This is a genomic window from Rhodococcus sp. NPDC055112 (assembly GCF_053607505.1).
On the sequence record NZ_JBSGTR010000044.1, the window covers coordinates 1 to 18,449 of the forward strand.

The window sequence follows — 18,449 nt, forward strand, 5'->3', positions numbered from 1 at the left end:
GTTGACGAGTCCAGGGACTCGTCAACCACGCACGGGCGGCGGAGCCGCCTAGCGCAGCGCGTTGTCCAGGTCCGACAGCAGGTCGGTGGTGTCCTCGAGCCCGACGGACAGCCGGACCACGCCGTCGGTGAGCCCAACGGCCGCACGACCTTCCGGGCCCATCGCACGGTGCGTGGTGGTGGCCGGGTGGGTAATCAGCGACTTGGCGTCACCGAGGTTGTTCGAGATGTCGATCACCCGCAGCGCGTCGAGCACCTCGAAGGCCCGCTTCTTGGCCTCGCCGTCCGGCGCATCGAGCTCGAACGTGACGACGGTGCCGCCGCCGCTCATCTGCCGCTTGGCCAGATCGTGCTGCGGATGCGACTCGAGATACGGGTACTTCACCCAGCGCACCGACTTGTGCCCCTCGAGGAACCGGGCGATCTGGAGCGCCGAGTCGACCGAGTGCCGCACCCGCACCGGCATGGTCTCGAGCCCCTTGAGCAGCGTCCACGCGTTGAACGGGCTCAGCGCGGGACCGGTGTGCCGCATCAGGTTCTGCACCGGACCCTCGATGTAGTCCTTGGGCCCGAGGATCGCGCCGCCGAGCACCCGGCCCTGGCCGTCGATGTGCTTGGTGCCCGAGTACACCACGATGTCCGCACCCAGGTCGAGGCTGCGCTGCAGCAGCGGGGTGGCGAAGACGTTGTCCAGCACCACCTTTGCGCCGGCCGCATGCGCGAGCTCCGCGACCCGCGGGACGTCAACGAGCGACTGCATCGGGTTCGACGGGGTCTCGAAGAACACCGCGGTGGTCGGCACCGACAGCGCCTGCTCCCACTGCTCGAGGTCCTCACCGTCGACGAAGACCGTCTCCACGCCCCAGCGCGGCAGGATCTCGTTGCACACCACGAAGCAGGAGCCGAAGAGGCTGCGGGCGGCGACCAGTCGATCCCCCGCCTTCAGCAGGGCACCGAGCGCGGTGAACACCGCCGACATGCCACTGGAGGTGCCGAAGCAGGCCTCGGCACCCTCGATCAGGCGCAGCCGCTCCTCGAACATCTTCACGGTCGGGTTGCCGTACCGGGAGTAGACGAAGTGGTCGACCTCGCCGGTGAACGCCTGCTCCGCCGCACCCGCCGACTCGTAGACGAAGCCGGAGTTGAGGAACAGTGCCTCGGAGGTCTCCTCGAACCCGGTACGCATGACGCCGCCGCGCACGCCGAGCGTGCCGAGACCGACGTCCGGCGGGAGCTCGCGGTGGAAGGCCCCGCCCTGCGGGATGCCACTCACGACTGCCGCCAGGGGAGTCCGAGCGCACGCCAGCCGACCGCCCCGCGGTGGCCGTCCGCGTCGATGCCGCCCTCGAAGCCGTCGAGGACGTTGTACGACGGCTCGATCCCGGCCGCGGTCGCGGCCTCGGCCGCACCGATGGAGCGCTGACCGGACCGGCACAGGAACACCACGGGACGCTCGCCGGTGATTCCGGCCTCCTTGAGGTGGTCGACGAAGTTGTCGTTCCTGGCCCCTCGCACGCTCACCCACTCGATGAACACCGGATGTTTGCCGAGCTCAGAGGTGTCGGGAACACCCACGAACTTCCACTCGGCATCGGTGCGGACATCCACGAGGACCGCCTCCGGATGCTCGCGCAGCAGGTCCCATGCCTGCTGCGGGGTGATGTCGCCTGCGTAGCTCATGGCATCAGTTTTTCACAGCCCGTGAAACTGTTCACGCCGCGGCGGCCAGCTTGACCGCGTGGCCGACCTCGGCCCGCAGCGCCGCGTACTCGGCGGACCCCCTCAGCTCGTCCGCGGGCACCCCGGACCGGGGCAGATCCACCGTGAGGTCGAGCGCGATGCGGCCCGGCCTCCGGGTCAGCACCACGATCCGCGAACCGAGGAAGACGGCCTCCTCGGCGCTGTGCGTGACGAACACGCTCGTGCGTGCCTCGGCACCGTCCGCCCCCGCGCTGACCGCCCGCAGATCCTCCTGCAGCCGCTCGCGGGTCAGCGCGTCCAGCGCGGCGAACGGCTCGTCGAGCAGCAGCAGCGGGGTCGGCGCGGCGAGGGCACGGGCGATCGCCACCCGCTGTTGCTGGCCGCCGGATATCTCCCAGATCTGGCGGTCCGCCATCCCCTCCAGACCGACCCGGGCCAACAGCTCCTCGCGGCGAGCGTCCCGGTCCTGCCGGGGCACCCGCGCGTACTTGAGCGCGACGTCGATGTTGCCGCCGACGCTCTTCCACGGGAACAGCCGCGGCTGCTGGAACACCACGCTCGAGGTCACACCAGGCGAGGGATCGGCCCCCGCGACCAGGACCGCGCCCGCGGTGGCCTCCTCGAAACCGGCGATCAGCCGCAGCAGTGTGCTCTTCCCGCACCCCGAGGCCCCCACGAGCACCAGGAACTCCCCCGCCGGGACGTCCAGCGAGACCGGGCCGACCGCGGTGACCGCCGCCGCCCCCGCGCCGTAGACGTGTGTGACCTCTCGCAGCCGGATGGCCGCCTCGTCACTGGATGGCACCGGGAAGGCCCTTCACGTACAGCGCCTTCTGGAAGGTCGCGAGGTCGGGCGCGCTCGTGATCTGCTTCTGCTCGGCGAGGAACTGCGCCGCGCTGTGCAGGTTGTCGGCCAGGTTGCCGGGTGCGCCCTCGGCGCCGAGCCATTCCGGCGAGGACAACGCCGCGGGCCGCAGGAACACGCCCTGACGGAGCTGGCCCGCCGCGTCCTGCTCGCTGATGCCGATCTCCGCGGCCACGGCCTTCGCCGCGGTGGCGGGGTCGTCGGCGATGGTGGTCAGCGCGCGGGCCTGGGCGGAGCGCCAGGCGTCCACGACCTCGGGGTGCTCGGCCGCGAAAGAGGAGGAGACGACGCCGAGGTCGAGGGTCGGTTTGCCCGCCGTGGCCAGCTCCCTGCTGGCGATCAGCGTCTTGCCGTCCTTCCTCACCTCGTCGAGGGTGGGCAACCAGGTGTAGACGGCGTCGATGTCGCCGCGCTGCCACGCGGCGAGCGAGGCCTGCGGCTGCAGATCCACCAGCTGCACGTCGGATGCGGACAGCCCGGCCTGGTTCAGCGCGGCCAGGAGGCTGTAGTGGGCGGTGGACGCGAAGGCGGTGCCGACCTTCTTGCCCCGCAGGTCCGCGACGGTCTCGATCCCGGTGCCGTTGCGCGCGACCAGGGCCTCGTTGTCGCCCGCCACATCCAGCACGAACGCCACCTGGTACGGGATGTTCAGCGGCGCCGACAGCCCCCGGGCCACCGGGCTCGATCCGAGCGCACCGAAGTCGAGTTCGCCTGCGACGAAGGCGGTGTTCACGTCCGCGCCGGAGTCGAACTTGGTCCACTTCACGTTGTAGCCGGGCAGCGCCTCCTCCAGCCATCCCTGGTTCTTGACGACCAGGTCGCCGCTCGGAAAGGTCTGGTAGGCAACGCGAATAGTGGGCTTGCTGTCATCCTGTCCTGCCGCATCGACCGAGCAGGCGGCCGCGGTCAGCGCGAGGGCTCCCGCCGCGAGCGTCGCCAGCAGCGCCCGCACGGGACGTCGGGGGTGCTTCATATCTTTCCTCTCCAGGGGACCGCACGCCGTTCGACGGCGCGCAGCAGGGCGTCGATGACCAAACCGGAAAACCCGATCGCGAAGATGCCCACGAGCACGACGGGGGTGTTGTTGTAGTTCGAGGCGTCCTTGACCATCCCGCCGATACCGGGGATGCCGTTGAAGAGTTCGGCCGCGACCACGGACGAGTAAGCGATCCCGACCGCCAGCCGGACACCCGTGAAGGTCTCGGGCAACGCCGCGGGAACCACGACGTCGCGGATCACCTGGGCTCGGCCGGCGCCGAGCGCCCGCGCCGCCTCGATCAACGTGACCGGTGCCGCGAGTACCGCCGTCGTGGTCGCCACGGCCGCGGGAGGCAGCGCCGCGAGCGCCAGCAACGCGACCTTGGGCGCCTCGTCGATTCCCAGCCAGATCACCAGCAGGAAGAAGTAGGCCAGCGGCGGCAACGCCCGCAGGAATGTCAGCCACGGTTCGAGAACGTGCCGCACCCATCCAACGGTGCCCATCGCCAGCCCGAGCGCGACGCCCGCGGCCACACCGATCACGACGCCCGCGAAAACGCGGCGCAACGTCATGTACAGGTGCTCGGCCAGCAGATAGCCCTGGTAGCCGCGGACACCGTCGTGGGTGGTCGAGGCGTCGACGGCGGCGTTCCACACCGTGCGCGGGTACGGGACGAAGACCTCGTTCCAGATCCCACTGGCCGCGGCGAGCTGCCAGAGCCCGAGGAAGACCAGCACCGAGAGCAGGGGTAGACCGAATCGGCTCGCCCGGTCCCCACGGCCGGCGCGGGCGACCGGGACCACCGGGGCTGGGACATCGGAGTCGATGTCGATCACTGCAGACACGGCGCAATGTCTAGCCGCGAGCGTGTGGCCAGGACAATGGATTCGCTCAGCCTGATCGGGAGGGTTGCGCACAGGCCTGCCGCTCCCGTAGTGAGGGACACAAGCAACAGTTGTGACCCCCCAACCGGGGGCTGCCTAGCGGTGGGGCGCCCGAGGGCGCAGGATTGACAGTTGCGGTTCGGGGCTTCGGCCTCGGACGACCGGTCGGGGTGTGCTTAGCCTAAGCTGGAAGCCGACCGGCGGGCCCGAGAACGGCCTGACCACTGCTCGAAACCGCTGGCGACTGCTAGCAGATCGCTCGAAAATCACCGCTAGCGACTGCTTGCAGGTCGCTCGAAAATGACCGACTGTCCGCACATCGAAAAGGTAGTTCGCTCCCGATGACTCAGACCCGTCCTTTGCGCGTGGCCATCGTTGGTGCCGGCCCTGCCGGTATCTACGCCGCCGACGCCCTCATGAAGTCCGATACTGCCTCCGGACGCGGCGTGTCGATCGACCTGTTCGAGCGGATGCCCGCCCCGTTCGGCCTGATCCGTTACGGCGTCGCCCCCGACCACCCGCGGATCAAGGGCATCATCACGGCACTGCACAAGGTGCTCGACAAGCCGCAGGTCCGCCTGCTCGGCAACATCGACTACGGCACCGACATCACCCTCGACGACCTGCGCACCTTCTACGACGCGGTCATCTTCTCCACCGGCGCCAACGCCGACCGGGCGCTCGACATCCCGGGCATCGAGCTCGACGGCAGCTATGGCGCCGCCGACTTCGTCTCCTGGTACGACGGCCACCCCGATGTCCCCCGTGCCTGGCCGCTCGAGGCCGAGAAGGTCGCCGTGCTCGGCGTCGGCAACGTCGCCCTCGACATCGCGCGCGTGCTCGCCAAGACCGGCGACGAGCTGCTGCCGACCGAGATCCCCGCGAATGTCTACGAGGGCCTGAAGAACAACAAGGCCGTCGAGGTCCACGTCTTCGGCCGCCGCGGTCCCGCGCAGGCCAAGTTCACGCCGCTGGAGCTGCGCGAGCTCGACCACTCGCCCACCATCGAGGTCATCGTCGACCCCGAGGACATCGACTACGACGAGGGCTCCGAGGCCGCGCGCCGCAGCTCCAAGCAGGTCGACATGGTCGCCAACACCCTGCAGGACTGGGCCATCCGCGACCAGGGCAACCGCCCGCACAAGCTGTTCCTGCACTTCTTCGAGTCGCCCACCGAGGTGCTCGGCGAGGACGGCAAGGTCGTCGGCCTGCGCACCGAGCGCACCGAACTGGACGGCACCGGCAACGTCCGCGGCACCGGCAAGTTCAACGACTGGGACGTCCAGGCCGTCTACCGCGCCGTCGGTTACCTGTCGCAGAACATCGCGAAGCTGCCGTTCGACGAGCAGGCCGGCACCGTCCCCAACGAGGCGGGCCGGGTCACCGGTGAGGACGGCAACCACATCGCAGGCACCTACGTCACCGGCTGGATCAAGCGCGGCCCGGTCGGCCTGATCGGCCACACCAAGGGCGACGCCAACGAGACCATCGCCTGCCTGCTCGAGGACGCCCCCGACTTCGAGGGCGCAGAGCAGCCCGAAGAGGACGCGGTCGTGAAGTTCCTCGAGGGCAAGCAGGTCCCGTTCACCACCTGGGACGGCTGGTACCGCCTCGATGCCCACGAGCGTTCCCTCGGCGAACCCGAGGGCCGCGAGCGCATCAAGGTCGTCGAGCGCGAGGACATGCTGCGCGCCTCGCAGCAGTAATTTCCGAGATCGAGGTGGCGTTTCGGCCCGCTTGCCGGAACGCCACCTGACCTCTGTCGCACCGACAAGGCATGCTCTTACCGTGTTTGACGCCCACGTACACATCATCGATCCCCGGTTCCCACTGGTGGAGAACGACGGCTACCTGCCGGAACCGTTCACCATCGCCGACTATCGCAAGCGGGTCGACGGCTTCGGCGTGGACGGCGGCGCGGTGGTGACCGCGTCGTATCAGGGCACCGACCAGGCCTACCTGGTCGCCGCGCTGCAGGAGCTCGGCCCCGGCTGGGTCGGCGTGACCCAGCTCGCCGAGGACGCCACCGACGAGGACATCGTCGCGCTGGACAAGGCAGGCGTCCGGGCCCTGCGCTTCAATCTGCGCCGCAGCGCCACCGACCTGAAACTGCTGGCCACGCAGGCGCAGCGGGCCTGGGATCTGGTGGGCTGGCACGCGGAGTTCTACGTGGACGCGGCGCTGCTGCTGTCCCTGGAGCCGGTGTTCAAGAAGCTGCCCGCCGTGAGCATCGACCATCTCGGCATGTCCACCAGGGGCCTGCCCTACCTGCTCAACCTGGTCGACCGCGGCGTCAAGGTGAAGGCCACCGGCTTCGGCCGGGCCACCATCGACGACGTCGGCGACGCGTTGCGGCGCATCCACGCCGTGAATCCCGAGTCGTTGATGTTCGGCACCGACCTGCCCGGGACCAGGGCCAGGCGGGCGTTCGAGGCCGCGGACCTCGACATCGTCGCGGCCGCGGTCGGCGACGACCTCGAGGCGGTCCTCGGCGGCAACGCCCGCGCCTGGTACCGGCTCACCTGACCGGACGGACAAGAGGATCGGCCCCCTACCGCCACTCCTTTGTGGCAGCAGGGGTCCGGTAGCCCCGGATGGAGACGGGGCGGAGCCTGACTACTTCGACGATCCACCCGTCGGGGCGGACGAGCCGTCGAGGATGCCGAAGACGGTGGACAGCGCGCCGAACAGGTCGGACAGGTCAGACGAGGACATGGGTGCTCCTTCACGGTTTGCGGGATTCTCGACGCCTTAGACCAAGCGTCCAGGTATTTTTACTCGACACCCCCGGCCGCTGTCAGTGCTCGGTGGATGAACGCCGGTTGAACCTTCCCTGTCCCACCTACGCGAAGATCGCTGCGGCCAGCCAGATCCCGGCGGCCAGCAGCGCGCCGAGCAGCTCCACCAGGATCGACAGCCCGACGGCCTTCGTCGCGTGCACGGTCGACCTCCAGGCGTCGGAGTGTGTGCGGTGCCGGTGCACCTCCGCCAGGTAGGTGCCGAGCAGGAATCCGATCAGTAGGCCGACGACCGGGATCACGAAGAACCCGACGATGCCCAGCAGCGCGCCGGCGACCAGCGACCGCTTGGGTACGCCCGCGTCGCGCATCCGGCGGCCGGGCCAGGTGTACTTGACCACACCCGACACGACCAGCAACACCGCCGCCGCGGCGAACACCGACCACCCGGTCCCGGTGCCCTCGAGGATCGCCCAGACCGCGATGGCCCCCAGGATCAGCAGCGCACCGGGCAGGATCGGCAGCACGACCCCCACCAGTCCCACCACGATCGCCAACCCGATCAGGACCTCTACACCGACGCTCACGGGCGACACTGTGCCAGACCGCGGCCCGCCACAGGCGCGCACGCCACAATGGCCGGATGGAACTGGGGATCGACACCACACTGACCCTGCTCGCCGCCGGGCTGATCTTCCTGCTCGCGCTCGGCCTCGGCGTGTGGAAGTACCGCCAGATGGCCCTGTCGGAGAACCACCTCGCGCACCCGTACGTGGACATCGCGCACCGGGCAGCGCTGCTGTATTCCTTTGCGACCCTGCTGATCGCGGTGTTCGTCGAGCTCAGCGCCTGGCCGACCTGGGTGAACCTGGCGGCCGCGGCCGTGACGGTCTTCTTCTTCGTCGCCGCGATCGCGAGCTATATCGTGCACGGCGCCAAGCGGGACACCACCAACCAGTTCGAGCATCCGGACATGGGGCTGCGCATGGCGATGATCGCGCTGATCGTCGGTGAGATGGGCGGTTTCGCGGTGCTGCTGGCCGGGTTCGTCCGCGGGCAGCTGCTCGGCTGACCGTTACGCCGGGACCTGGTGCAGCGACAGCACGTTCGCGTGCGGGTCCCGGAACCACGCGATCCTGGTTCCGTCGGGACCCGTCCAGGCGTCGTGCCCGTCCTGGTCCAGGCCCGGGTACCGGCTGAATTCCACGCCCTTGGACCGCAGTTCCTCGACCGCCGCGTCCAGGTCGTCCATCTGCCAACCGAGCACCGTGTACCCGGTGTCCGCCTTCGACTGCACCAGGGTGATCCGGAGTTCGACCCCGTTCCCACCGTCGACCACCAGTGCAAACGGGGTCCGTTCGGTGAGGGTGAGCCCCAGCGTGTCCACGTAGAACATCGCCGAGACGTCGAGGTCCGTGCTGGGCGCGAACGCCACGAGTCGACCGGGGAAGGCCATGGCCTCACTCTGCTCGGCCGGTCGCGAACAGGCAAGACCCCCGCCTCGACGGATCCCCGTCGAGGCGATCCGTGACCCGCGGCACACACCCCCGCGGCCACGGGTTAACGTCTGTTAATTCACGCCATACCGTGCCCAGAACGAGGAGAATCCGTGTCCGCAGAAGACGTAAGGAAAGGCCCGCTCGCGGGCGTCCGCGTGGTCGAACTGGCAGGCATCGGGCCGGGACCGCACGCCGCGCTGTTGCTCGCCGACCTCGGCGCCGATGTCGTCCGGGTGCAGCGCGCCGGGATGATCCCCGGCCCCGACAAGCGTCACGACCAGACCCAGCGCGGCCGCCGGATCGTCGAGGCCAACCTCAAGGACCCGGCCGACATCGAGAAGGTCCTCGGCCTGCTCGAGCGCGCCGACGTGCTGATCGAGGGCTTCCGGCCCGGCGTCACCGAGCGGATGGGGCTCGGCCCCGACGTTGTGCTGGAGCGCAACCCGCGCCTGGTCTACGGCCGGATGACCGGCTGGGGCCAGGAGGGTCCGCTCGCGCAGTCCGCGGGTCACGACATCAACTACATCTCCCTGACCGGCGTGCTGCACGCCATCGGCCGCCAGGGCGAGCGCCCGGTGCCGCCGCTGAACATGGTCGGCGACTTCGGCGGCGGTTCGATGTTCCTGGTCTTCGGCATCCTCGCCGCCCTCGTCGAGCGGCAGAACTCCGGCAAGGGCCAGATCGTGGACGCGGCGATGGTCGACGGCACGCTTGCCCTCTCGCACATGATCTGGAGCTTCCGAGGACAGGGCGTGTGGTCGGACGAGCGCGGCGTGAACATGCTCGACACCGGCGCCCCGTACTACGACACGTACGAGACCTCGGACGGCAAGTACATGGCCGTCGGCGCGATCGAGCCGCAGTTCTACGCCGAACTGCTGAAGCTGCTCGATCTGGACCCGGCGGCGCTGCCCGGCCAGAACGACTTCACCGGCTGGCCCGAGCTGCGGAAGGTCTTCACCGAGACGTTCCTGTCCAAGACCCGCGACGAGTGGGCCGCGATCTTCGACGGCACCGACGCCTGCACCACCCCGGTCCTGACCTTCGCCGAGGCGCCCGGCAACGCGCACATCGCGGCCCGTGGTTCGCTCATCGAGCTCGACAAGGTCACCCAGCACCGCCCGGCGCCGCGGTTCTCGCGGACCGAGACCGGCCTGCCGACCCCGCCGCCGAGCGCGGCTGTCGACGCGGCCGACGTCTGGACGTAGCGGGTCGCGATTCGCACGCCACGAGGGCGGGTGGGGTCACCCTGTCGGGTACCCCGCCCGCCCTCTCCCGCACCGGAACCGGATCACGCGGGCGCCGAGAGCGATTCGAAGATCTCCCGGTAGTACCGGTGCGCCATGAAGTGGCCGCCAGGACACGTCCGCAGCCGCGCGCCGGGTATCCGCCGGGCCAGCTCCCTCGGCCATGCGCTCGGGACGAGTTCGTCGTCGTCGCCGTACCAGACGTCGACCGGCACGGCGAGGTCCTCGGGACCGAATCCCCATGGCCGCATCCAGGCGCGGTAGTCCTCCACCATCCCCCACCCGCCCCGCAACGCCTCACCCGTCATGGCGGCGAAGTTCGCGACCGGCTCGCCCAGGATCACCTCGGCGTCCGCCCTGCCGAGGCCCCTTGCCGAGGCCCGGGTGAACAGCGTCGGCGCGGCCCTGGCCGTCACGCCCATCGTCTGGAACACGACCCGCGCGATCGGCGCGGCGCGCTGGGACAGCCGCGTGAACACGCGATCCATCGTCGGCAACCGGTCGAACACGCCGTCCTCGGTCAGCGGCAGCGCCCCCGCGACGATCGCCACCCTGTTCAGTCGCGGGGCCAACGCGAACCCGAGGGCCGCGGCGTACTGGCCGCCCATCGACCACCCCATCGCCGACATCCGGTCGACATCGAGGTGATCGGCCAGCTCCCCCACATCACGCGCCCAGTCGAGCGGCGTCCGGCCCGGCTGCGGATCGGAGAGGCCGATGCCAGGGCGGTCCGGCGAGACCAACCGGATCCCGGCGTCGCGGGCAACGGTCGACGCGGCCGCCACGTCGAGCCGTCCCGCCAGCCCGCCGTGGGCGTTCACGACGACGAATCCGGCCGGGTCACCGTAGTCCGCAAAACCCAACAGACGGCCGTCGCGCAGGCGAATGACGCGATCGTGGGGTCCAACGTGATCTCGGCGCACCGGAGCCTCCGTAGGCGTCAACGCTAGATCCGTCGACGTCAACGCTAGATCCGTCGACGTCAGATCACCAGGGCAGGACGTTCCACGTCCACGCCCCCCGAGAGCGCGCGGTAGGCGGCGGCGATGCCGGTGACCGCTGCCCTCAGCTCGTCCTCGCCGCGGGCGTACGGCAGCCGGATATACCGCTCGAACGCGCCCTCGAGCCCGAACCGTGGGCCCGCCGCGAGCAGCACGCCGTGATAAGGCGACGTGGCGGCGAGCGCGGTCGACATCGGCGCAGGCAGCTGCATCCACAGCGCCATGCCGCCGCTGCCAGGGGTGCACCGCCAGTCCGGCAGATCTGTCGCGACCGCGTCGAGCAACGCAGCACGCTGCCTGCGAAGCTGCTCGCGCCGCTCCGGCAGCACCTCGTCCTCGACCTCGAACATCGACACGGCAGCCAGCTGCTCGACCACCGCGGTGCCCAGGTCGAGGGCGGAGCGCGACGCGGCGAGCGCACTGATCAGCGGGGCCTCCGCCCTGATCCACCCGATCCGCAATCCGGACCAGAAGGCCTTGGAGGTAGAGCCGATGGTGACGATGTCCGCCCGTCCCGCGCCGCGCGCGAAGGCGGCCACAGGCGTCGGCGTGGGCGCATCGAGCCCGAGGTCGGCCATCGTCTCGTCGATGATGAGCGTCATCCGGGTGTCCCTGGCGATCGCGGCCAGTTCGGCGCGGCCCTCGTCGTCGAGGCAGAATCCCGTCGGGTTGTGGAAGTCCGGCACCAGGTACGCGAGCTTGGCCGCGGTCTGCCGTGCGGTGCTGCGGATTCCGTCCAGGTCCCAGCCCCTGGTCTCCTGCCGGACCGCGACCGGTACCGGCCTGGCCCCCATCCTCTTGATCGCCTCGATGGCGTTCGTGTAGGTCGGATGGTCGATGAGCACGCGCTCACCCGGCGCGGCCAGCAGGCCGAGCACCAGGACCAACGCGTGTTGGGCGCCCGCGGTGACCATGATCTGCTCGGGGGCTGTCGGCAGGCCGCGCCTGCAATACCGTTCGGCGATCGCCTGGCGTAGCACCGGCAGCCCGACCGGTTCGATGCCGTGCCCGCCGAGGTACGCGGGCAACGCGTCGAGTCCCTCCGCGAATGCCCTCCGCATCGGCTCGACAGGGGCGGACATCGAGGCGCACGTGAGGTCGATGGCGGGCTCCGTGCTCGCGCCACCGACGGCGGATCCACCGAATATGGTGCCGCGCAGCAGCTTGCCGGTGGCACCCGACTCGGGAAGAGCGACCGTGCTTCGCGATCCCTGCCGACTGATGAGGTATCCCTCGTCGCGGAGCACCGCGTACGCGGATGTGATGGTGGTCCTGCTCAGTTCGAGCACGCCCGCGAGGTCGCGCTCGCTGGGCAGCGCCACCCCCAACGGGATCCGGCCGTCGGCCACCAACAACCGCACGTTGTCGGCCAGGGCGCGGTACGCGGGGCGGGCGACGCGGCGCCGACCCCCGGACTCGTCGTCCTGCCACTTCCCGAGATCGCGCGCCAACGTGGTCGCTCCGAGCACCCTGATTGCCATGCAGTCCAGTATTCGCAAAGTGGATGTTTATTGCAATACCAGTTGGGCGCACGATGGGGACATGTTCGCAGCACTGATCCTCACCATCCTGACCCTCGGCTCCGCGGGCCTGTTCGTCGCGGCGCGCCGGTCGAACGGCGCACGAATCTTCCACCTCGACCAGTTCCGCCCCGCCGCACCGCTGGCCGGGCTCCTGCCGGAGGGGCGCGATGCAGAGCGCGCCCACCGCGATCTGCAGGCCGCGCAGTCCCGACACGAGACCGTCCCGGCCGGCAATGGTGCGCCCCACAACTGACCCCCGCAGCGAACCAGTCCAGTTGACCCAAACTGGACCTTCCCTTGCGGGTGGCTTTCGCCGGTCCCGTGAAAAGCTGACGCATACTGGACCCGTGCGCTCACTCGAATTCGCCCTCTTCGACACCCCGGTCGGCCGGTGCGCGGTGGTGTGGGGAGAGCACGGGATCGTGGGCTTTCAGTTGCCCGAGGGCTCGGACGAGCTGACCCTCGAGCGGAACGCTCAGCTCTTCCCCGACGCCGCCGAGGGGGATCCGGACTCGAGCCCAGCGGCCCGACGCGCGATCGACGGGGTCGTGTCGCTGCTGACGGGTGAACCCGATCCCCTCACCGACGTGCAACTCGACCTGCGCTCGGTGCCGGATTTCGACAGCCGGGTCTACGCGGTGACCAGGGCGATCGAGCCGGGGGCGACACTCACCTACGGGGAGGTCGCCGCCAGGATCGGCAGCCCCGACGCCGCCCAGGCCGTGGGTCAGGCGTTGGGGCGCAACCCGATTCCGATCCTGGTCCCCTGCCACCGGGTGCTCGCCGCGGGCGGGAAGACCGGTGGCTTCTCCGCGCACGGCGGCGCGGTCACCAAGCGGGCGCTGCTGACGATCGAGCGCGCCCCCGGCTTCGACGAGCCGACGCTGTTCTGATCGGAAGGGCGACCGGCCCCGGCACCGCCTACGTCGCGCCGAACATCATCAGACCGTCCCTGGTGCACTCGGGGAAGTTGTTCTCGCGCGGGTGGCAGTCCCATCCCCTGATGTTCTCGGCCTGCCCCGGCGCGCCCGGCATCGCGATGAACTCCTCCATGACGGTGAACGCCTCTCCGCAACCCACCCGGCCCGCGGGGGTGCTCACCGCGACCAGGTTGAACGGGGTCGGGCCGATGGCGAACTGCCCGCAGGTGACGTCCTCGACGGCGGGCGGCGGGGGCTCGGGAAACCGTTGAGTCGCAGGATCTCTCCGACATCGCCGCCGAAGCGCAACGCCACATCCGACAGGCTGCCGCCCGGCTCCACGACATAGGTCTTGGTGCCGGCGGGACGACCGGGCTCCGGCGCGGGCGTGGTGACCGACGTCTCCGCGACCCTAATCCACAGCGGACGGGTACTCGGACAGGATCGCCCGCGGAACAGGTAGTGCACTACCCGCGACTGTGAGGACGATTCACCGAAGAATCAGGATCGAGTCAGTTTCGTTGTCCGAACCGTCCGGGGGGCCCGCTCAATGATCGTTTCCGCACTGTTCCAGGGGGATGGCGTGCTCGCCGCCATCGCCGCGGGCCTCGACACCATGTCGCGGACCAGGAACGACGCAGGCGACGCGGTGGGGAAGGTCCAGACCGCCCTGCTGTCCTGGGACCCGCACAGCCTGCCCGTGCACGGCATCGACAAGGCCTACGGCGGCGAGACCGAGGCGGCGGTGCGCCGGTTCCAGATCAGCGAGCTGGGGACGCCCGCCGCGGCGGCGACCGGCGAGCTCGGGCCGCGGGCGGTGCTCGGGCTGGACCAGGTGCAGGCCACCTTCGAGAACCCACCGGCAAGGTCGGCGGCACGGGTCCGGCGCAACGTGTGGCGGCTGAGCACCGGGCGCGGTTGGGACCAGACCCTGCTCGCCTACGCGCAGGCGGTGTGCACCATGCAGGCACGCCCCGCCGACGACCCCACCAGCTGGGAGTTCCAGACGAACCTGTACCGCGCCTATCGCGCCACCTTCGCCGATGCGCACGACAGCCACGACGGCAACCGGTTCTTCCTCCCGTGGCACCGGATGTACCTGTACTTCTTCGAGCAGATCCTGTGTGCGGCCGTCATCGACAACGGCGGGCCGGCCGATTTCGCGCTGCCCTACTGGAACTACGGCAACCCGGAGCCGCAGAGCACGCTCCCCTACCCGTTTCGGGACACCGGGCTCGACCTCCCTGACGGCGCACCCAATCCGCTGGCGCTCGCCGCCCCGCTACGCAATGCCGCCCTCATGGCGGGGGATCCGTTGAGCCCCACCATCACGTCCTCGTTCACCGCCATGTGGCAGCCGTCGTTCTCCGGCACCATGCGCACCGGTTTCTCCGGTCAGCTGGAGAACATCCCGCACGGCGCGGTGCACGCGGCCATCGGCGGCGATCCGGGCGACGAACTCGGCGCGCTGATGAGCAACGCCGACGCCGCCCCCCGCGACCCGATCTTCTGGCTGCACCACGCGAATCTCGACCGGCTGTGGGTACAGTGGCTCGAGCGCCACGCGAATCCGACCGATGGGGACTGGCTCGACGCCGAGTTCCGGTTCTTCGACGCCGCCGGCCGGCCCGTCGACTGCCCGGTTCGCGACGTGCTCGACCACGTCGATCGACTCGGATACCGCTACGACGACCAGGCCCAGCTCCCGGTCCGACCGCAGCGGGTGGTTCCGGTCGCGCCGAATACCACCCTCGTCGCGTCGTCTCCCGGACCGACCGAGCTGACCGGACGAACCACCGTCGGGCTCGAGGTCTCGCCGAGCAGCCTCCAGGTGGTCGAGCACGCCCCGGACACCGCGGCCGCGGCCGGCTTCGGCGCGGTGCTGCTGACGATCGACGGCCTTGCGGCACAACGGAACCCGGGGTGCGTGTACCACGTGTACATGAACCTGCCCGACGCCGATGTCGACGGCAAGCCCGAGCATCACCTCGCCGGGACCTTCTCGCTGTTCGGCGTGGACGCCGACGGGCGGCTGGGCTTCACCTTCGACATCACCGCCCTGGTGCAGGCACTGGCGTCCGCCTACCGGTGGGACCCGGCGGCGTTGACGGTGACGGTTCAGCCGGTGCGGCCCACCACGAGGGCGCACGCGGGCGCCGTGGAGTCCGGCCTTCCCACGAAAACCACTCTGCCGCTACGGATCGGGCGCATCGGCCTCTTCGTCGGCTGATGCGCCCTGACCCGGGGTCCTACCTGAGGACCTCGCGGCGGACGATGGTCTCGTCCCGGCCGGGGCCGACACCGATGCAGGAGATGTAGGCGCCCGAGAGCTCCTCGAGCCGCAGCACGTAGTTCTGCGCGTTCACCGGCAGCTCCTCGAAGGTGCGGGCGTGCGAGATGTCCTCCCACCAGCCCGGCATCTCCTCGTAGATCGGCTTGGCGTGGTGAACCTCGGTCTGCGACATCGGCATTTCCTCGTATCGCACGCCGTCGATCTCGTAGGCGACACAGATCGGCACCGTGTCCAGGCTGCTCAGCACGTCCAGCTTGGTGAGGAAGTAGTCGGTGATGCCGTTGACGCGCGTGGCGTAACGGGCGATCACGGCATCGAACCAGCCGGTGCGCCGCGCACGACCGGTGGTGACGCCGACCTCGCCGCCCTGCTTGGCCAGGTACTCGCCGTGGTTGTCGAACAGCTCGGTCGGGAACGGGCCCGAGCCGACGCGGGTGGTGTACGCCTTGAGGATGCCGAGGACCGTGGTGATCTTGGTGGGCCCGATACCCGAACCGACCGCCGCACCACCGGAAGTGGGGTTGGACGAGGTCACATACGGGTAGGTGCCGTGGTCGACGTCGAGCAGCGTGCCCTGCGACCCCTCGAGCAGCACGGTCTCGCCCGCCTCGAGCGCCTGGTTCAGCTGCAGCCGGGTGTCGGCGATCCGGTGCTTGAAACCCTCGGCCTGGCCGAGCACCTCGTCGACGACCTGCTGCGCGTCGAGCGCCTTGCGGTTGTAGATCTTGACCAGGACCTGGTTCTTGTACTCCAGGGCCGCCTCGACCTTCTGGGTGAGGATCTTCTCGTCCAGGACATCCGCGACGCGCACGCCGACACGGGCGATCTTGTCCTGGTAGCAGGGCCCGATTCCGCGGCCGGTCGTGCCGATCTTCTTGGCTCCCAAGAAGCGTTCGGTCACCTTGTCGATGGCCACGTGGTACGGCATGATCAGGTGCGCATCGGCCGAGAGCAGCAGCCGACTGGTGTCGACGTTGCGCTCCTCGAGGCCCGCGAGCTCGGTCAGCAGCACGCCCGGGTCGACCACGACGCCGTTGCCGATCACGTTGGTGACGCCGGGGGTCAGGATGCCCGACGGGATCAGGTGCAGTGCGAACTTGTCGCCGTTCGGCAGGACGACGGTGTGACCCGCGTTGTTACCGCCCTGGTAGCGCACCACCCACTGCAGGCGTCCGCCCAGTAGATCGGTAGCTTTGCCCTTGCCCTCGTCGCCCCACTGGGCTCCGATCAGGACGATTGCCGGCATGACGTTGACTCCTACGGTTGACGGGCATCTGTGCATGTCGCAGCGCAGAGGCCAGCCGTCCATGGACAGTGGCCGAAAGGACAGTTTAGTCCAGCCGACCGACGCAGCTGCCCACCACGTCACCAGAACCCGGATTTCGTTGACAACCGGCCTTGGTGAGGCAAGGCTAATCAACGTTGTTGCCCACGCCTGGAAGGGCCAAGGGATGACCGTGCATCGGATCGAAACCGGCGCGAGGTGGGGCCTCGCCCTCGCGGCCACCCTGACGCTGACCGGCGGGTGCGCATCGTCCTCCTCGCCTGCGCCGGACGCCGTCGAGGCGCTGCCGGGCAACCGCTACACCCAGACCAACCTCGCCGCCACCGGCGAGACCTACTCAGCGCCGTTCACCCTGCCCGACATGGTCAACGCATGGGGCGTGGCCATCCGCCCGAAGGGCGCAGGTGGCCACTTCTGGGTCGGCGCGGGCGGCACCTCCTACGAGTTCGTCGGCGACGTCACCGCCTCCCCCGATCCCGCCATGCGCCAGCTGCACCAGGACGGACTGCAAGAGGTCACCGTCCCCGGCGCCGACTCCGACACCTCCGACGCGGGCATCGGCAAGACCACCGGCGTCATCTTCAACCCCGCACCCATCACCTCGGACACGTTCGTCGTCACCGACCAACCGGTCCAGGTGGACGGACAGCAGCAGCTGCTCACCGGATCCGCGCGCTTCCTGTTCGCCACCGACTCCGGCCACATCTCCGGATGGACCGAACAGGGCACCGACGGACAGATCGTCCGCCACAACGGTCCCGCCGAGGACATGTTCGACGGCACGGCCGAGGGCATGAACTTCTTCGGCATCGCCCTCGAACCCGGCGGAGGCGACGCCCTCTGGGCCGCCGACTTCGGCGCCGCCCCACAGATCCGGCAGTTCGACAAGAACTGGCAACCCGTCCCCACCCAGGGCTTCTCGAACCCCTTCGCCACCGGCGACCCCCTCGACCCCGCGAACCCCGACCGCGGGAACAAGGCCCGCCCCGGCGACCCAGCCCCCTTCAACATCACCACCGTCGGTGACCGCGTGTTCGTCACCTACGCCATCACCAAGGCCCCCGACGGCGGCCCGGCCACGTCATTCGATGCCGGCGAGGAGGACTCCCTCGACGCAGAACAGGAAGCCGCCGCCCAGGACAGGCCGGACCGCGGGAAGGTCGCCGAATTCGACGCCACGGGCACCCTCGTCCGGGTGCTCGACGACCAGGGCCGCCTCAACGCCCCCTGGGGCGTCGCCCTCGCCCCCGCCGAGTTCGGTGCACTCGCCGGGAAGCTGCTTGTCGGCAACTTCGCCGGGGCCGGACGCATCCTCGCCTTCGACGACGCCACAGGAGACTTCGTCGACTACCTCCGCGACGGCGCGGGTGAGCCGCTGGCGGTGGAGGGACTGTGGGGCCTGCTGTTCGGGAACGGCGAAAGCCTCGGCGACGCCGACGCGCTGTACTTCACCGCCGGTCCCGAGGAGGAGAAGGACGGCCTGTTCGGCGCGCTGCGCGCGGCGAACTGAACCCA

Annotated in this window: 19 protein-coding genes; 8 read left to right on the forward strand and 11 right to left on the reverse strand. The window is 69.7% G+C overall.

From position 1 onward, the window contains the following. Positions 1–48 precede the first annotated feature (48 nt). The 5 genes from ACWFRB_RS18405 to ACWFRB_RS18425 are packed head-to-tail and all read right to left on the reverse strand — an operon-like array spanning position 49 to position 4,347. Complete coding sequence (locus ACWFRB_RS18405; RefSeq protein WP_452642567.1) at positions 49–1,272, reverse strand: O-succinylhomoserine sulfhydrylase; 1,224 nt, start codon at positions 1,270–1,272, stop codon at positions 49–51. Beyond that, positions 1,269–1,679: a rhodanese-like domain-containing protein gene (locus ACWFRB_RS18410; RefSeq protein WP_452642568.1), complete on the reverse strand. Its 411-nt coding sequence runs from the start codon at positions 1,677–1,679 to the stop codon at positions 1,269–1,271. Before ACWFRB_RS18410 ends, ACWFRB_RS18405 begins: the two co-directional genes overlap by 4 nt. 31 nt (positions 1,680–1,710) lie before the next feature. Beyond that, on the reverse strand, positions 1,711–2,505 hold the full coding sequence (locus ACWFRB_RS18415; RefSeq protein ID WP_452642570.1) for an ABC transporter ATP-binding protein: 795 nt from the start codon (positions 2,503–2,505) through the stop codon (positions 1,711–1,713). After that, on the reverse strand, positions 2,492–3,538 hold the full coding sequence (locus ACWFRB_RS18420; protein ID WP_452642571.1) for a taurine ABC transporter substrate-binding protein: 1,047 nt from the start codon (positions 3,536–3,538) through the stop codon (positions 2,492–2,494). The genes ACWFRB_RS18415 and ACWFRB_RS18420 overlap by 14 nt, the downstream gene beginning before the upstream one ends. After that, a complete protein-coding gene (locus ACWFRB_RS18425; RefSeq protein ID WP_452642643.1) occupies positions 3,535–4,347 on the reverse strand; it encodes an ABC transporter permease in 813 nt (270 codons plus the stop codon). Before ACWFRB_RS18425 ends, ACWFRB_RS18420 begins: the two co-directional genes overlap by 4 nt. 422 nt (positions 4,348–4,769) lie before the next feature. Here ACWFRB_RS18425 and ACWFRB_RS18430 point away from each other — a divergent pair, with 422 nt between their 5' ends. Both ACWFRB_RS18430 and ACWFRB_RS18435 read left to right on the forward strand, forming a co-directional pair. Next, complete coding sequence (locus ACWFRB_RS18430; RefSeq protein ID WP_452642572.1) at positions 4,770–6,134, forward strand: FAD-dependent oxidoreductase; 1,365 nt, start codon at positions 4,770–4,772, stop codon at positions 6,132–6,134. A gap of 82 nt (positions 6,135–6,216) precedes the next feature. Next, positions 6,217–6,954 (forward strand): amidohydrolase family protein, encoded by a 738-nt coding sequence (locus ACWFRB_RS18435; RefSeq protein ID WP_452642573.1) that lies wholly within the window; start codon positions 6,217–6,219, stop codon positions 6,952–6,954. A gap of 316 nt (positions 6,955–7,270) precedes the next feature. Here ACWFRB_RS18435 and ACWFRB_RS18440 read toward each other — a convergent pair whose 3' ends face one another. Beyond that, entirely contained in the window at positions 7,271–7,753 is a 483-nt protein-coding gene (locus tag ACWFRB_RS18440; RefSeq protein WP_136908347.1) for a DUF456 domain-containing protein, read from the reverse strand. 56 nt (positions 7,754–7,809) lie between these two features. Here ACWFRB_RS18440 and ACWFRB_RS18445 point away from each other — a divergent pair, with 56 nt between their 5' ends. Further along, positions 7,810–8,238, forward strand: coding sequence for a hypothetical protein (locus ACWFRB_RS18445; RefSeq protein WP_452642576.1), 429 nt, complete (start codon positions 7,810–7,812; stop codon positions 8,236–8,238). A 3-nt stretch (positions 8,239–8,241) separates the two neighbouring features. On the opposite strand, the gene ACWFRB_RS18450 is transcribed toward ACWFRB_RS18445, so the two are convergent. Then, complete coding sequence (locus ACWFRB_RS18450; RefSeq protein ID WP_452642577.1) at positions 8,242–8,622, reverse strand: VOC family protein; 381 nt, start codon at positions 8,620–8,622, stop codon at positions 8,242–8,244. A gap of 153 nt (positions 8,623–8,775) precedes the next feature. On the opposite strand from ACWFRB_RS18450, the gene ACWFRB_RS18455 reads away from it, so the two are divergent. Then, the gene (locus tag ACWFRB_RS18455) at positions 8,776–9,873 is read left to right on the forward strand and encodes a CaiB/BaiF CoA transferase family protein (protein WP_452642579.1); all 1,098 of its coding nucleotides are present in this window, start codon (positions 8,776–8,778) and stop codon (positions 9,871–9,873) included. An 83-nt stretch (positions 9,874–9,956) separates the two neighbouring features. Here the strand turns inward: ACWFRB_RS18455 and ACWFRB_RS18460 are convergent, their stop codons facing one another. Beyond that, a complete protein-coding gene (locus tag ACWFRB_RS18460; RefSeq protein ID WP_452642581.1) occupies positions 9,957–10,835 on the reverse strand; it encodes an alpha/beta fold hydrolase in 879 nt (292 codons plus the stop codon). Positions 10,836–10,894: 59 nt separating this feature from the next. Further along, positions 10,895–12,394, reverse strand: coding sequence for a MocR-like transcription factor YczR (gene yczR, locus ACWFRB_RS18465; protein ID WP_452642583.1), 1,500 nt, complete (start codon positions 12,392–12,394; stop codon positions 10,895–10,897). Positions 12,395–12,455: 61 nt separating this feature from the next. On the opposite strand from yczR, the gene ACWFRB_RS18470 reads away from it, so the two are divergent. Beyond that, the gene (locus tag ACWFRB_RS18470; RefSeq protein ID WP_452642584.1) at positions 12,456–12,689 is read left to right on the forward strand and encodes a hypothetical protein; all 234 of its coding nucleotides are present in this window, start codon (positions 12,456–12,458) and stop codon (positions 12,687–12,689) included. Between the two features lie 94 nt (positions 12,690–12,783). Then, positions 12,784–13,329, forward strand: a complete 546-nt coding sequence (locus ACWFRB_RS18475; protein ID WP_452642586.1) for a methylated-DNA--[protein]-cysteine S-methyltransferase — start codon at positions 12,784–12,786, stop codon at positions 13,327–13,329. A 28-nt stretch (positions 13,330–13,357) separates the two neighbouring features. On the opposite strand, the gene ACWFRB_RS18480 is transcribed toward ACWFRB_RS18475, so the two are convergent. Then, positions 13,358–13,537: a hypothetical protein gene (locus ACWFRB_RS18480; RefSeq protein ID WP_452642587.1), complete on the reverse strand. Its 180-nt coding sequence runs from the start codon at positions 13,535–13,537 to the stop codon at positions 13,358–13,360. 369 nt (positions 13,538–13,906) lie between these two features. Between ACWFRB_RS18480 and ACWFRB_RS18485 the strand changes: the two genes are divergently transcribed. Then, positions 13,907–15,586, forward strand: a complete 1,680-nt coding sequence (locus ACWFRB_RS18485) for a tyrosinase family protein (protein ID WP_452642589.1) — start codon at positions 13,907–13,909, stop codon at positions 15,584–15,586. A 19-nt stretch (positions 15,587–15,605) separates the two neighbouring features. Here the strand turns inward: ACWFRB_RS18485 and ACWFRB_RS18490 are convergent, their stop codons facing one another. Then, positions 15,606–16,895: an adenylosuccinate synthase gene (locus tag ACWFRB_RS18490; RefSeq protein ID WP_077040487.1), complete on the reverse strand. Its 1,290-nt coding sequence runs from the start codon at positions 16,893–16,895 to the stop codon at positions 15,606–15,608. A 205-nt stretch (positions 16,896–17,100) separates the two neighbouring features. On the opposite strand from ACWFRB_RS18490, the gene ACWFRB_RS18495 reads away from it, so the two are divergent. Then, positions 17,101–18,444, forward strand: coding sequence for a TIGR03118 family protein (locus ACWFRB_RS18495; protein ID WP_452642591.1), 1,344 nt, complete (start codon positions 17,101–17,103; stop codon positions 18,442–18,444). The last annotated feature ends 5 nt before the right edge of the window (positions 18,445–18,449 follow it).